Below are 15410 nucleotides of genomic sequence, written 5' to 3' on the forward strand. Positions count from 1 at the left end.
TCATGGAAATTGTTTTTCATCTCAATGGGAAATTGACCCGGGTTCAGGCCGAAGCCGGAGAAAATGTTCAGGTGCTGCTCAAGCGCCTGGGAATGCGTTCCGTCCGTAACAGCGATGACGGTTACGGGTTTGCGGGATCGGACTCTATTCTTCTGGATGGCTGCTCAGTCAATGCCTCCCTGTTGATCGCTGCCCAGCTGGAAGGCCGGGAAGTCATGACTCCGGAGTCACTGAATGAATACGGCAAGCTCAGCCCTGTGCAGTCTGCCCTGATTGATGCGGGTGTAATCCAGTCCGGTTATAACGATCCGGCACTGGCTCTGCTGATGACCGATCTGTTGAAACGAAGCCCCAACCCCTCCCGGACTGAAATTACAGATGTATTGTCGTCCATCTTCCTGAGGGAGAGCGCTTATCAGCAGGTGTTTGATGCGGTGGAGATTGCCCGTCAGCGCATCGCCGATGAAGCGTATATCGCCCAGAGTATTCCTTCCTTTGCCGGTGATAACCGCCAGGTGGGCAAGCCCGGTGGTAAAGTGGATGCCACCCGTTCCATTAAGGCAGAACCTTGCTTTGTGGAGGATTTTGTGGCTCCGGAGGCCTGCATCCTGAAGATGCTGCGCAGCCCCCATGCCCATGCCTATATCACCTCCATTGACACCACTGAAGCGGAAGCCATGCCCGGTGTTGTGGCGGTGTTTGACCATCGCAATTGCCCGGATGTCTATTACACACCTGGTGGCCAGACCGCACCGGAACCTTCCCCTCTGGACCGTCGTATGTTCGGTCAGAAGCTGCGTCACTATGGGGATCGTGTAGCGGCGGTAGTGGCTGAGACTGAAGCCCAGGCCGAAGCAGCCCTGAAGACGATCAAGGTTGAGTATGAGGTGCTTAAGCCGGTGCTCTCTATTGCAGAGGCCATGGCGGAGGATGCACCGATTGTCCATAACGGTGTGATTTCCTATGGAGTTGGTGCACCGGAGGACCTGGAAGAGCAGAATAAAACCGCTGACCCCCGTGACGGCCGGATTCACTTTAACTTCCCATTTGGTGGTGATCCCCGGAAAAACATTGCTGCCCGGGGCCATGGTGAAATAGGCGACATTGATAAGGGATTTGCAGAAGCGGATGTGGTGCTTGAGCGGAGTTACCAGTCCCGCCAGGCTCAGCAGTTACCGCCGGAGCAACACCTCTGCTACACCTACATGGAAGGCGATCGCATTGTGGTGCGTGCGGCCACTCAGGTGCCCTGGCATGTCCGCCGCAAGATTGCCATTGTGCTGGGGATCAAACAGCACAAAGTGCATGTGATCAAGGAACGGTTGGGAGGGGGCTTCGGCTCCAAGCAGGACATTCTGGTTGAGGAAGTCTGTGCCTTTGCCACCCACGCCACGGGCCGTCCGGTATTGTTCCGCCATACCCGGGAAGAAGAGTTCATTGCTACTTCCACCCGTCATGTGGCTGAGATTGACATCAAAATGGGGGCGAAGAAAGACGGCACCATTACCGCCTTTGACGTGAACTTCCGTTTCAATACCGGTCCTTACGGCAACCATTCCCTTACCGTGCCCTGTAATGCTCCGGCCATCTCCCTGCCTCTGTATCCCTGCCCTAATGTGCGGTTCAAGGTGGATACCTACTATTCCAACATCGTTCCCACCGGGGCTTACCAGGGGTACGGCGGCCCGAAAGGCAACTTTGCCGTACAGATGATCGTGGCTGAAATGGCCGATGCCCTGGGGATTGACCATCTGGAAATGATCGAGAAAAACCGGGTGCATGAAGGTCAGCGTCTCGAACTGCTGGGCAAGGTGGGTGAAGGTAAATTGCCCACTTCAGTGCCTGTGGCCCACAGTTGTGCCCTGGGTCGGGTTCTGGAAGAGGGTGCCGCCAGCTTCGGTTGGGGAACGCCCAAGGAAGAGCAGGATAATCCTCATATCAAAATTGGCCGCGGCATTGCCACCATGCAACAGAAGTCCGGTATTCCGGACATTGACCAGGCCAACGCCTGGATCAAGCTGGCATCCGATGGCACGTTGATTGTTCACTCCGGTGGTGCGGATATCGGTACCGGGCTGGATACGGTGGTTGCCAAGCTGGCCGCTGAAGTGCTCTGCACGGAGCTGGATGATATTCATGTGGTGTCCGGCGATACCGATCATTGTCTGTTTGACAAGGGAGCCTACGCATCCAGTGGCACCTGCTTCTCCGGTAATGCCGCCAAACTGGCCGCTGAAGATCTTCGCAGCAAGATTCTGAAGACTGCGGCTCACCTGCTGGAAGAACCGGAAGCAGAATTGACGCTTGAGTATCCCGGCCAGGTGAAAGGCAGCAAGAAGAGCATTGGCTTTGGTGAAATTGCCCACTATGCCGAAAGTGGCACTGGCTGTGGCCAGCTGATGGGGCAGGGCAGCTTTATCACCAGTGAGTTTGCTTTCCCTTACGGGGCGAACTTTGCGGAAGTGGCCGTGGATACCCGCACCGGCAAGGTCAGTCTGCGCAAATTCCACGCCCTGCTGGATTGTGGAACGCCCATCAATCCGGAGCTGGCACTGGGGCAGATATACGGCGCCAGCATGCGAGCCATCGGGCACACCCTTCAGGAAGCCGTCGAGTATGACGACCAGGGTCGGGTAGTGAACGCTAACTTTGCGGATTATGGTGCGCCGATGGTGGGTGACCTTCCGGAAGACTTCAAGGCCTTCCTGGTACCCAGCGATGACCCGGTTGGACCTTTCGGAGCCAAGTCTGTCTCTGAAATCAGCGTCAATGCCGCGGCACCAGCCATTGCCTCAGCCATACACGACGCCACTGGTGTCTGGGTCAGGGACTGGCATATCACTCCGGAGAAAATGCTCCGCGCGTTGAAAGAAGGCGTTTTGTAAAGCGCAATCGCTTCTCCTTCTCCTCTATCTGACGGGGAGAAGGGGAAGCACAGAAATAACTGAATCCACTGCCAAACCATCAGCCTGGAGGGTTTCCCCCCGGGAAGGGAGCTGCTGTGAAATCGTTTTATGCTGTTGAAGACCGTCCACCCTTTGGAACCTCATTGATCCTGGCCCTGCAGCACATGCTGGCCGCTTTTGGCGCCATCATTGCCGTACCACTCGTGGTTGGCGGAGTGCTTGGTCTTGGTGAGGGCACAATGGTCAGCATCGTCAGCGCAGCACTGTTGGTTTCAGGCCTGATCACCATCGTCCAGTGCCTGGGGCTGGGGCCAGCGGGCATCCGGATGCCCTGTGTCATGGGGACCAGCTTTACCTTTGTGGCGGTCTCCATTGCCATCGGCCAGCAGTACGGACTGTCCGGCATTCTCGGTTCTGCCCTGGGAGGCTCACTGGTGATGATCATCGGCAGTCAGTTTATGGGGCATGTTCGCAAACTGTTTCCCCCTGTGGTGTCTGGCACCGTCATTCTGATGATTGGTGTCTCCCTGGTGCCAGTGGGCACTGACTGGTTTGCCGGCGGGCTGCCCGGCAGCGAGCACTATGGTCGTCTGACCCATCTGATGGTTGGCATTCTGGTGGCGATTGTGGTGATCGCCCTTAACCGGAAAGGTTCCGGGCTGTTTAAAAGCGGTGCCATTGTGATTGGCATGTCAATGGGTTATCTGCTCAGCACATTTCTGGGGCAGGTGGATTTCAGCCCCATTGCCACTGCTCCAGTGCTGCGTCTTCCTACGCTGCTTCCTGTTGAATTGACGTTTCCCATCACAGGTGTGATCAGCATGGGAGTGGCATACCTGGTTACTATTATGGAATCCACCGGTGATTTTCTGGCCCTGAGTGAAGTCAGCCACTGTGAGCTGACTGGTAAACGACTGTCCCGGGGCATTCTCTGTGATGGGCTGGGCAGTGCCCTGGCGGCTCTGTTCGGCACTACCCCTTTTTCTTCTTTCAGCCAGAACGTGGGCATTGTAGCCATTACCGGCGTCGCCAGTCGTTTTGTGGTGGCTTTGACCGGTGTTCTGCTGATGCTGGCCGGGCTGTTTCCGAAACTGGCAGCTCTGATTGTGACCGTTCCCCAACCGGTGCTGGGGGGAGCCAGCATCATTATGTTCGGCATGATCATTTCCGCCGGGGTCAAAATGCTCTCCCGGGTGGATCTGAACGAACGCAACAGCGTCATTATTGCCGTCAGTATTACCGCCGGCCTTGCGGTCACGACCCGGCCGGACATTCTCAGCTATCTGCCTTCTTTCTTTCAGGTGAGCTTTTCATCAGGGATTACCACCGGCGCCCTGACGGCAGTGCTGCTGAACCAACTGTTTAAAGCGGAACCAGAGCCGGAACCAGAGACATCGAATTTAACCGGGGCAGAGCCTGCGTCTTGACAATGCAGGGTGTCGCCGATGAACCACTCACTGAAGAACATTGAAAAGGTTTAGAAAGGGCAGGGGGAGCCACCATGAAGTCATTCTACGCCGTTGAAGAGAAGCCGCCGCTGGGTACCTCAATGATCCTGGCAACTCAGCACCTGCTGGCCGCTTTTGGCGGTATTGTCGCTGTGCCATTGATTGTCGGGAACTATGCAGGACTTGAGGGGGGCATGATTGTCCACCTGATCAGTGCCACGCTGCTCTGCTCGGGGGTGATCACCATTATTCAGTGTATGGGGCTCGGGCCGGTCGGTATCCGGCTGCCATGTGTGATGGGCACCAGTTTTGCGTTTGTTGCGGTCTCCATGTCCATCGCCCGTGAGTACGGTATGTCAGGGGTACTTGGCTCGGCGCTGGTGGGTTCCCTGGTGGTGATATTGGGCAGTTTCTGTATGAAGCAGGTGCGCAGTCTGTTTCCACCACTGGTGTCGGGCATTGTCATTTTGATGATCGGTGTTTCTCTGGTTCCCGTGGGAGCGGACTGGTTTGCTGGAGGACGGCCCGGCAGTGAGCAGTATGCAGAGGTTTCCCATCTGGTCACCGGGCTGCTGGTGGCCGCGGTGGTCGTGGTGGTGAATCGTAAGGGAACCGGGCTGGTGAAAGCAGGTTCCATTGTGATTGGCATTATTCTTGGTTATCTCGGTTCTGTTGCTGCGGGAATGGTGGACTTCACCCAGGTGCGTGAGGCGAGCTGGGTGTCACTGCCCGCGTTTATGCCGTTTGACCTGACGTTTCCCGTGACCGGCATTGTCGGGATGAGCATTGCCTATCTGGTGGTGCTGATGGAGTCCACCGGCGACTTCCTGGCCCTGAGCGAGGTGGGAAAAACGGAAATGACCGGCCCCCGGCTGGCCCGTGGGTTGCTCTGTGATGGCCTGGGCAGCTCATTTTCTGCATTTTTCGGTGCTCTGCCCATGGCCTCCTTCAGCCAGAATGTGGGCATTGTCGCCATAACCGGCGTCGCCAGTCGTTTTGTAGTGGCGTTGACCGGAGCCCTGCTGATCGGGGTGGGGCTGTTTCCGAAACTGTCTGCCCTGATTGTCACCATTCCCTCACCGGTGCTGGGTGGGGCAGGGGTGCTGATGTTCGGCATGATTATCTCGGCCGGTATCCGGATTCTGGCGCGGGTGGGACTGGATGAACGCAATGCGGTCATTGTTGCAGTCAGCGTTACTGCCGGAGTGACCGTGACGGTTCGGCCGGAAATGCTCGATACCTTGCCGGAGTTCCTCCGCATGACCATGGAGTCAGGCATCACCACCGGTGGATTGACCGCCGTGGTCCTTAATCAGATTTTCAGAGAGAAGCAACCGGAGCCGCAAGTGGAGCAGCAGCTTCAGGGGGCTCCGTAATTTTCAGTTGTAATCAGTCCTGGATGGGGTGATGCCCTGGCAGGACGGGATGGCCGAAGGCTGATGAAACTGTGACAGCCACTGGCCAGAATAGGAGTAGCCATGAATAGCCTGGATATGACTCAACCACCCGGTACCCGACCCGTTCAGGGGACAGGACCGGTGGTGACCCGAAAGCCGGTTTACCAGAACTCGTTGCCGCCGTGTAATCACACCTGTCCGGCGGGGAATGATATCCAGGGGGCACTGGCACTGGTCCAGGCGGGTCGTTTTCAGGAAGCCTGGTTGCGGTTTATGGCCAACAACCCCTTACCGGCAACCCATGGCCGGATCTGCTATCACCCCTGTGAGGGAGGATGCAGTCGGGTGCAGGTGGACGACGGTGTTAGTATTCACTCCATCGAGCGGTTTCTGGGGGACCGGGCCATTGAGCAGGACTGGCCAATGCCGCTGCCGAAAGCCGACACCGGAAAAAGAATTCTGGTGGTGGGGGCTGGACCATCGGGCCTGACGGCCGCTTATCACCTGAGGCTGCTGGGGCATCAGGTGGAAATCCGCGATGCGGCGCCGGTTGCCGGTGGCATGATGCAGTTTGGTATTCCTGCTTACCGCTTGCCCCGGGACGTACTGGCCGCGGAAATCCGGCGCATTGAATCCATGGGGATCACCCTGACCCTGAATCACCGGGTGAATGACCTGCTGGCAGAGAGAGAGGCGGGGCAGTTTGATGCGGTGTATCTGGCCATTGGTGCCCACATTGGCAAACAGGTGGATATTCCCGCCAGGGATGCCGGCAAGGTACTGGATGCGGTGAGCTTCCTGAGAGAGACCGGTATGGGGGAGAAGCCTTTACTGGGACGGCGTGTAGCAGTCTACGGTGGAGGCAATACGGCGATGGATGCTGCCCGGACCGCCAAAAGAATGGGCGTGGATGAAGCCATGATCATCTATCGCCGTGACCGGGACCATATGCCTGCCCATACCTTCGAAGCCGATGAGGCTGAAGCGGAAGGGGTGAACATTCACTGGCTCCGGACCATCCAGAATATCGAGGGTTCTGAGTTCCAGGTGGAAATCATGGAGATTGGCGACGATGGGCGTCCAAAGCCCACGGGCCGGTTTGAGACTCTGGAGGTGGATTCACTGATTCTGGCGCTGGGGCAGGATGTTGAGCGGGCCGTGCTGCAGAAGGTACCCGGCATGGAGCTGGATAAGTGGGGGGCGCTCTGCATTGATGAGCGGATGATGACCGGTTGTGAAGGTGTTTTTGCCGGAGGTGACATGGTGCCTTCCGACCGCACTGCCACCATCGCTGTGGGGCATGGTAAAAGGGCGGCCCGGCATATGGATGCCTGGCTGAGAGGGGAAAAGCGTGCTCCCCGGAAATGGCCATTACTGGACCCCGGGGAACTCAATCTCTGGTATCGCACCCAGGCGGACCGTCAGCACCATGACGCCCTGAGCCCAGAGCAGCGCAACGATTTCAGTGAAGTGGTCAGTGGGCTTACTGAAGCCCAGGTGCGTTTTGAGGCCAGCCGCTGTTTTTCCTGCGGGAACTGTTTTGAGTGCGATGGCTGTTTCGGTGCCTGTCCTGAAGGTGCCATTACCAAGCTGGGCAAAGGGCTGGGTTACCAGATCAATTATGACCTTTGTACTGGCTGTATGGCCTGTTACCGGCAGTGTCCCTGCCATGCCATTGAAATGCAGGAGGTGCGCTAATGACTGAACATAACAAAGATAACGGCCATCTATCTACTGAGAAGGTTAGCGCTGAAAAGCCCGCCCATGTCTCCCGTGTCACAATAGACGGTAATGAAGCGGCTGCCTATGTGGCCTACCGCACCAACGAAGTCTGCGCTATCTATCCGATTACACCGTCGTCTACCATGGCGGAGCTGGCGGAACAGTGGGCTGCTGAAGGCAAAGTGAATCTGTGGGGTGGCAAGCCCCATGTGGCCCAGATGCAAAGTGAAGCAGGCGCTGCCGGGGCGGTTCATGGTTCCCTGCAGACCGGAGCGCTCACCACGACGTTTACGGCTTCCCAGGGCCTGCTGCTGATGTTGCCCAATATGTACAAAATTGCCGGTGAACTGACGCCTGCGGTGTTCTATGTGGCGGCCCGTTCCCTGGCCACCCAGGGGCTCTCTATTTTCGGGGACCATCAGGATGTGATGGCGGCAAGAAGCACCGGGTTTGCCATGCTGTCCGCCAGCTCGGTTCAGGAAGCCCATGATCTGGCGCTGATTGCCCAGGCGGCCACCCTGGAGTCACGGATACCGTTTATCCATTTTTTTGATGGTTTCCGGACCTCCCATGAGATCAACAAAATTTCCCTGCTGCCGGACTCGGTCATCCGGGCCATGATTGATGACCGGCTGGTACAGGAACACCGTCGTCGTGCATTGAACCCGGAACAACCGGTGATCCGTGGAACAGCCCAGAACCCGGACGTTTATTTCCAGGCCCGGGAAAGCTGTAACTCATTCTATGACGCGACACCGGCTGCAGTGGCAGCCGCCATGGAGAAGTTTGCTGCTCTGACCGGGCGCCATTATCGCCCCTTCAGCTGGTATGGCCCCGATAACGCCAGGCGGGTCATCGTGGTGATGGGGTCCGGTGCCGAAACCGTCAGAATGACCGTTGACGCCCTGAACCGGTCGCTTCCGGAAGAGGATCTGGTGGCGATGATTCAGGTTCGGCTTTATCGCCCCTTCTGTGCAGAGCATTTTCTCCAGACGCTGCCCGGGTCTGTTACCGGGATTGCCGTGCTTGACCGGACCAAGGAGCCTGGGGCCACTGGCGAGCCTCTCTACCAGGATGTGGTGACCGTACTGACGGAAGGCTACCTGAATGATCAGGTGAAGCGGATGCCAAGAGTGATTGGTGGTCGCTACGGGCTGTCCAGTAAAGAGTTTACTCCCGGTATGGTCAGGGCTGTTTTCGATGAGCTGTTGAAGGAGCAGCCAAAGAATCATTTTACGGTGGGTATTCACGACGATGTCACCCACTCCAGCCTGAAGTACGACGACTCCTTTGTGATTGAGGACCCACAGAGCGTCCGGGCTGTCTTCTATGGCCTGGGTGCGGATGGCACGGTGGGAGCGAACAAGAACTCGGTGAAGATCATTGGCAGCGACCCTGAGCTGAATGCCCAGGCCTATTTTGTCTATGACTCCAAAAAGTCCGGATCCCAGACGGTATCGCACCTGCGTTTCGGTCAGCAGCCCATCGAAGCGCCTTACTTGATTCAATCGGCCAGTTTTGTCGCCTGTCACCAGTTCAATTTCCTGGAACGAACCGATGTGTTGGGCAATATTGAAGCGGGCGGTGTCTTTCTTCTGAACAGTCCCTATGGCCCGGATGCTGTCTGGTCACACCTGCCCGGACGTGTTCAGAGGCAGATACAGGAGAAAAAACTCCAGGTTCATGTGATTGATGCGTCTTCGGTTGCCCAGGCTGTGGGTATGGGTAATCGGACCAATACCATTATGCAGACCTGTTTCTTTGCGCTTTCCGGGGTTCTGCCCCGGGATGAGGCCATTGAGAGGATCAAGGGCGCGATTGAAAAGACCTACCGCCGCAAAGGTGCGGATGTCGTAGAGCGAAATTTCCGGGCGGTGGATCATGCCCTGGAACACCTGCATCCGGTGGTGGTTCCGGGTGAAACTGAAGCGGATGCATCCAGGGTGATGGACGGTGAGGCACCCTCAGTGGTTGCAGAAGGTGCTCCCGGATTTGTCAGGGACGTCACCGCCAGAATGATCAGTGGTGAGGGGGATCTGATACCGGTGAGCCAGATCCCGGTGGATGGCACCTGGCCCAGTGGCACCACCCGCTGGGAAAAGCGGAATATTGCCCTGCAGATTCCCCTGTGGGATGAGAGCCAGTGCATACAATGCGGCAACTGCAGCATAGTTTGCCCCCACGCCGCGATCCGGGCCCGGTTCTATAATGAAGCCAGTCTGGATGGCGCGCCGGAGTCGTTCCGCAGTGCCCCCATCAGTGCCCGGGGCTTTCCGGAAACCCGGTATACACTGCAGGTGTATCCGGAAGATTGCACGGGCTGTGGCCTCTGCGTGGAAGCCTGTCCTGTGCGTCATCCCAAAAAGAGCGGTTACCGTGCCCTGAATATGGAAAGCAAGCAGCCATTGCTGTTGGAAACCGAAAAGCAGAACCTGACCTTCTTTGAATCCCTGCCAGTGAACGACCGGCGTCAGGTGGATTTCTCCACCGTCCGTGGTGTTCAGTTTCTTGAGCCGCTGTTTGAGTTTTCCGGTGCCTGCAGCGGTTGTGGGGAAACGCCTTATCTCAAGTTGCTTTCCCAGTTATCCGGTGACCGTCTGCTGGTGGCCAATGCCACTGGTTGCTCCTCCATCTATGGTGGTAACCTGCCCACCACCCCCTGGGCCCGGAATGCAGAAGGTCGGGGACCCGCCTGGGCGAACTCCCTGTTTGAAGACAACGCCGAGTTTGGTTTTGGCTTCCGGCTTTCCAGTGACCACCAGGCCGGGCAGGCCAGGCTGCAGCTGGAGTCGTTCCGGGAGCAGCTGGGCAGTGAGCTGGTGGACGGTATCCTTGAGGCTGCCCAGACCAATGATACGGAGATTCACCGGCAGCGCGAACGACTGGAACAGGTACGTGAGAAACTGTCTGGTATCCATACCCTGGAAGCAGATAACCTGCGGGTGATTCTCGATCGTCTGCTGGACAGGGTCGTCTGGATTGTCGGCGGTGATGGCTGGGCGTACGACATCGGTTCAGGAGGACTGGATCATGTACTGGCCAGTGGCCGCAATGTCAATGTGCTGGTGATGGATACGGAAGTGTATTCCAATACCGGTGGCCAGGCTTCCAAATCGACTCCACTGGGGGCAGTGGCGAAGTTTGCAGCTGCGGGCAAGCGGTCAGCGAAAAAAGATGTGGCCCTTCAGGCCATCGCCTATGGCAATGTCTATGTGGCCAGGATCGCCATGGGGGCCAACCCCCAGCAGGCGCTTCAGGCGATTCGCGAAGCACAGGCCTGGCCCGGGCCGTCCATTGTGATTGCCTACTCTCATTGCATTGCCCATGGCATAAACATGACCCACGGCATGGAACAGCAGCGCCTGGCAGTCCATTCTGGACACTGGCCCCTGTTCCGCTATAACCCGGCCAGATCCGATCAGCGGGACAACCCCTTTATGCTCGATTCCCTGAGGCCCAGTGTGTCCCTGAGAGACTACATCCGTGGAGAAGTCCGTTACCGGGCACTGAAGATTGCCTGCCCCGAGGAAGCGGAACAGATCCTGGATGAGGCACAGCAGGTGATTGAGCGGAAATGGGGGGTTTACGAAGAAATGGCCACGCACAACGCCATGGACTTTGTACCGGAAAAGGCGTCGGCGGTTCATTAAGCAGCCCTGAGCTGAAAATGCAGCCCCGGCCCTCAACATGAAAACACGTACAGAAGTCCAGTGGCTGCATTTTTAAAGATACTGAGAGGGGAGCACTGCGGTGCTCCCGGTGAGGATAACGACCATGGATTTAACCACCCGATACATGGGGCTGAGCCTGAAAAACCCGCTGATTGCGGCCGCCAGCCCATTAACGTCAACCGGCAGCAGTATTCAGCGCCTGGAAGCGGCTGGTATCGGCGCAGTGGTGCTGCCCTCACTGTTTGAAGAGCAGATTCGCCGGGAGCAGGAAGAGGAAGAGCTGATCGCCCTGTCCCGCAATGACTCCTTTGCCGAGGCGTCTACGTTTCTGCCCGCTGGCCTGACGCTGGAGCGTGGCGCCCAGACCTATCTGGACACGATCCGTCAGGTAAAAGCCTCTGTGGATATACCGGTGATTGCCAGCCTGAACGGTTGCTCGGAAGGGGGCTGGGTGGACTATGCCCGGCAGATTGAACAGGCAGGGGCTGACGCCATTGAGCTGCATATCTACTACAACCCGCCCTCCCTGGATATTTCCGGGCGGGAAGTGGAAGCGCTCTATCTGGACGTGGCCCGGCGGGTAAAAAACAGTGTCACTATTCCTGTGGCCCTGAAGGTGGATCCGTTCTTCAGTGCTTTTGGGCACATGGCCCGGCAGTTCGATGAAATAGGCGTCGATGGGCTGGTTATGTTCAACCGCATGCTGCAGCCGGACTTTAACCTCAAGACCATGATGGTGGAGCCTTCATGGCCTATCAGTAAAGCGGGAGATATCGGGATTCCCCTGCGCTGGGTGAGTGTGCTGCACGGCCAGGTGAAAGCGTCTCTGGCGGCGACGTCCGGTGCCTATGACCATGAAGATATCATCAAGTATCTGCTGGCCGGGGCTGACACCGTGATGCTGGCTTCAGCCCTGATCAGCAATGGTGCGGACTATGTTTCGGTCCTGAGAAAGGGGCTGGAAGTCTGGCTGAAGCAGCGGGATTTCGGTTCCCTTGAGGAAATGCGGGGGCTGATGAGCCAGAAGTCGGTAGCGAACCCCGAAGCGTTTGAACGGGCCAATTACATTCGAACTGTTGATGGCGCGAAAAACGACTGATTGAGGCTTATTTATAACGATTAAAAGTTCCCTCGAAGGGGCGGGGGAGCCAGGCGAAAACCGGAACGAACTAAATGATAACTGCAGGAGCAGACCATTATGAGATTTTCCAATACCGTAAAAGCTGTGCGGGGGACACTGCTGGATATTCAGCAGGTGGTCAGTGACCCGAAGGCGCTTGAGGAAAACCTGCGTTACATCAGCGATGGCCTGCTGATTATTGATCAGGGCAAAGTGGCCTGGTCGGGTCCCTGGGAGCAGGGCAGGGATATGCTCCCGGAAGGGCTGCGCATTTGTGATTACCGGGGGAAACTGGTGGTACCGGGCTTTGTGGATACCCATATCCACTTCCCACAGATGGAGATCATCGGAGCCTATGGGGAGCAGCTGCTGGAGTGGTTGAACACTTACATCTTCCCAACGGAAATGAAGTACGGGGATAAACGCTATGCGGATGAAATGGCGGGCCTGTTTGTCAAGGAGCTGCTGAAAAACGGCACGACCACTGCCATGGTGTTATGCAGCGTCCATCCGGAGTCTGTGGATGCGCTGTTTGAAGAGTGTGACCGCCGCCATATGCGGGTGATTGCCGGCAAGGTCATGATGGACCGCAATGCCCCGGAAGGGCTGCTGGATACCCCGGAAAGCAGTTATCGGGACTCCCGGCGACTGTTGCAGAAGTGGCACAAGCGCAATCGACTGCTCTATGCCATTACCCCCCGGTTTGCCCCCACCTCCAGCCCGGAACAGCTGGAAAAGGCCATGGAGCTGTGGGAAGAATTTCCGGATGCCTATGTCCAGACACATCTGTCGGAAAACCTGAATGAGGTTGAATGGGTTAAATCCCTCTATCCGGATCATGATGGTTACCTGGATGTATACAACCACTATCGTCTGACCGGTGAACGTTCGGTATATGCCCACTGTGTGCACCTGACTGACCAGGAGTGGCAGGTGATGGAGGAAACCGGGTCTTCGGTGGCCTTCTGCCCTACCTCCAATATGTATCTGGGCAGTGGTCTGTTTGATTACCGCAGAGCTGCTGACAACGGTGTACGGGTTGGGATGGGTACGGATGTCGGGGCCGGAACTTCTTTAAATACGTTTGAAACCCTGAATGAAGCCTACAAGGTAGTTCAGTTGCAGAAGGCAAAACTGCCGGCCATTGAAGGGTTCTACCGGGCAACTCTTGGGGGAGCGCATTCCCTCTATCTGGATCACTGTATTGGCAACTTTGATATTGGCAAGGAAGCGGATTTTGTGGTTTTGGATCCGGTGGCTACCCAGGTGCAGCAGTTGCGGTGGGATAATTCGAAAACACTGGATGAAAAACTGTTTGTCTTAATGACGCTCGGGGATGACCGGAATATTTACCGGACATACGTTGATGGACGTCTGGTTTATTCCTGTACCCGATAGAAGGGATCTGTTGATTGTTTAATTCCGGGTTTTGCCGGTTGTGTTTAACCTTTCGCTTTCGTTGCAGTACCGAATGTTCAGACGGGCACTTCTGAAGGCATGTTTATTAAAGAGATTATTCATTATTTAAAACGACTTTTACTGGAATATCGTCATGAGAATTGTCATTGCCCTGGGTGGAAACGCAATCCTGCAACGTGGAGAACCCCTTGAATGTGAAACCCAGCGCAGAAATATCCGCAAAGCGGCAGAATCCATTGCCCGGATCGCCAAACACCACCAGGTTATTCTGACACACGGCAATGGTCCCCAGGTGGGATTACTGGCGTTAATGAATGATGCCTATAAAGCGGTGGAACCTTATCCTCTGGATGCACTGGGTGCCCAGACTCAGGGAATGATCGGCTTTATGTTTGAGCAGGAGCTGCGCAACCAGATGCCAGGTCATAAAATCTGTACGGTATCGACCCAGACCGTGGTCAATAAGGCCGACCCGGCATTTTCCAGCCCGGATAAATTTGTTGGGCCGGTGTACACCCGCGAGCAGGCCGATGAGTTGCTGAAAGTCCATCAGGACTGGGTGATCAAGGCCGATGGTGAATACTTCCGTCGGGTGGTGCCGTCCCCCATGCCTGAAGAGATTCTGGAGTTGCCTTCCCTGAAGCACCTGATTTCTGCCGATGACATAACCGTGATTTGCGGTGGCGGCGGCGGTGTGCCGGTCACCCGCACCCCTGAGGGCCAGTTGGAGAACGTAGAAGCGGTGATTGATAAAGACCGCTCTTCCCGACTGCTGGCCGAAGGCATTGAAGCGGATGCCTTTTTGATTCTCACCGACGTGCCAGCAGTAGCGACCCGTTTTGGCCACCCGGATTCCAGAAACATCCGCAATGCAACCCCTGAAGCCATGGATAAATACGACTTTGCCTCCGGTTCCATGGGGCCGAAGGTCGAAGCGGTGGTTCAGTTTGTCCGTAACGGGGGCAAAATGGCTGCTATCGGCTCACTGGAGCAGGCTGCTGAAATACTGACATCAGACTCTGGCACGGTTATCCGCCAGGATGTGGAAGGTGGAATCGCCTATTACGAGTAGTGTTCCCAAATACCTTCCCTTCATGGGAAGCCACTGTTTCATCGCTGTTCGAAAGGACCGGGATTAACCCCGGTCCAGCAGTATTTGCAGCATTCCTTTTATTTCAGAAACCTCTCCCTTGATACCAGTGACTTCCTGTTTCAAATCGGAGATGTCCTGTTTGATTCCAGTGACTTCCTGTTTCAAACCGGAGACCGCCTGTTTGGTTTCAGTAACTTCCTGTTTCAAGTCAGAGATATCCTGTTTGATTCCAACAATCTCCTTATCGGTTTTCTCCTGACGCTGAAGCAGAACCCGCGCCAGGGCTTCAATATCGATCAGCCGTTCATTCATCTGAGCGGTCTGACGATACATCTCTGCCTGGCCTTTGCGCAGATCCATCACATCCTGGCACAGCTGCTTCAACTTATCATTTTCGGAAGCGGCCCGTTTAGCCTTTTCTTCATTAGCGCCCACATCCACCAGGCACTCGTATAATGCTTCGTTCAGCATAGAAACTCCAAGGGAGTTCTTATATTGGTTCACTAAGGAAGGTGCGAACAACCCCAGCTATTTGATAAATTCATCTTTTGGGATCGCAAAAGCAGCCTAGCCCCTGCAATTTTTGGTGGATAATCCACCAAAAACTTACTTGAAAGTGGCAGGGTTTAACCAC

9 protein-coding genes are annotated in these 15410 nt (G+C 56.1%); 8 read left to right on the top strand and 1 reads right to left on the bottom strand.

What is annotated here, in order from left to right:
• Positions 1 to 2: 2 nt before the first annotated feature.
• From ACNRUY_RS00560 to arcC, 8 genes are all read left to right on the top strand, one after another.
• Entirely contained in the window at positions 3 to 2885 is a 2883-nt protein-coding gene (locus tag ACNRUY_RS00560; protein ID WP_488109683.1) for a molybdopterin-dependent oxidoreductase Mo/Fe-S-binding subunit, read from the top strand.
• Positions 2886 to 3001: 116 nt separating this feature from the next.
• Positions 3002 to 4333: a uracil-xanthine permease family protein gene (locus ACNRUY_RS00565; RefSeq protein WP_488109684.1), complete on the top strand. Its 1332-nt coding sequence runs from the start codon at positions 3002 to 3004 to the stop codon at positions 4331 to 4333.
• Between the two features lie 74 nt (positions 4334 to 4407).
• On the top strand, positions 4408 to 5730 hold the full coding sequence (locus ACNRUY_RS00570) for a uracil-xanthine permease family protein (protein ID WP_488109685.1): 1323 nt from the start codon (positions 4408 to 4410) through the stop codon (positions 5728 to 5730).
• A gap of 102 nt (positions 5731 to 5832) precedes the next feature.
• Positions 5833 to 7449, top strand: coding sequence for an NAD(P)-binding protein (locus tag ACNRUY_RS00575; RefSeq protein ID WP_488109686.1), 1617 nt, complete (start codon positions 5833 to 5835; stop codon positions 7447 to 7449).
• Entirely contained in the window at positions 7449 to 11123 is a 3675-nt protein-coding gene (nifJ, locus tag ACNRUY_RS00580; protein ID WP_488109687.1) for a pyruvate:ferredoxin (flavodoxin) oxidoreductase, read from the top strand. Before ACNRUY_RS00575 ends, nifJ begins: the two co-directional genes overlap by 1 nt.
• A gap of 124 nt (positions 11124 to 11247) precedes the next feature.
• Positions 11248 to 12243, top strand: a complete 996-nt coding sequence (locus ACNRUY_RS00585; protein WP_488109688.1) for a dihydroorotate dehydrogenase-like protein — start codon at positions 11248 to 11250, stop codon at positions 12241 to 12243.
• Positions 12244 to 12342: 99 nt separating this feature from the next.
• Entirely contained in the window at positions 12343 to 13662 is a 1320-nt protein-coding gene (gene guaD / locus ACNRUY_RS00590; protein WP_488109689.1) for a guanine deaminase, read from the top strand.
• A 154-nt stretch (positions 13663 to 13816) separates the two neighbouring features.
• Complete coding sequence (gene arcC, locus ACNRUY_RS00595) at positions 13817 to 14755, top strand: carbamate kinase (RefSeq protein WP_488109690.1); 939 nt, start codon at positions 13817 to 13819, stop codon at positions 14753 to 14755.
• Positions 14756 to 14818: 63 nt separating this feature from the next.
• On the opposite strand, the gene ACNRUY_RS00600 is transcribed toward arcC, so the two are convergent.
• Positions 14819 to 15247 (bottom strand): hypothetical protein, encoded by a 429-nt coding sequence (locus tag ACNRUY_RS00600; protein ID WP_488109691.1) that lies wholly within the window; start codon positions 15245 to 15247, stop codon positions 14819 to 14821.
• Between the last annotated feature and the right edge of the window lie 163 nt (positions 15248 to 15410).

This window comes from Endozoicomonas sp. Z74 (assembly GCF_057680865.1).

What these genes read in the sequence shown, in the direction of transcription:
- ACNRUY_RS00570 (WP_488109685.1), top strand. Translation starts at nt 4,408, where the DNA reads ATGAAGTCATTCTACGCCGTTGAAGAGAAGCCGCCGCTGGGTACCTCA.
- ACNRUY_RS00600 (WP_488109691.1), bottom strand. Translation starts at nt 15,247, where the DNA reads ATGCTGAACGAAGCATTATACGAGTGCCTGGTGGATGTGGGCGCTAAT.
- arcC (WP_488109690.1), top strand. Translation starts at nt 13,817, where the DNA reads ATGAGAATTGTCATTGCCCTGGGTGGAAACGCAATCCTGCAACGTGGA.
- nifJ (WP_488109687.1), top strand. Translation starts at nt 7,449, where the DNA reads ATGACTGAACATAACAAAGATAACGGCCATCTATCTACTGAGAAGGTT.
- ACNRUY_RS00560 (WP_488109683.1), top strand. Translation starts at nt 3, where the DNA reads ATGGAAATTGTTTTTCATCTCAATGGGAAATTGACCCGGGTTCAGGCC.
- guaD (WP_488109689.1), top strand. Translation starts at nt 12,343, where the DNA reads ATGAGATTTTCCAATACCGTAAAAGCTGTGCGGGGGACACTGCTGGAT.
- ACNRUY_RS00575 (WP_488109686.1), top strand. Translation starts at nt 5,833, where the DNA reads ATGAATAGCCTGGATATGACTCAACCACCCGGTACCCGACCCGTTCAG.
- ACNRUY_RS00585 (WP_488109688.1), top strand. Translation starts at nt 11,248, where the DNA reads ATGGATTTAACCACCCGATACATGGGGCTGAGCCTGAAAAACCCGCTG.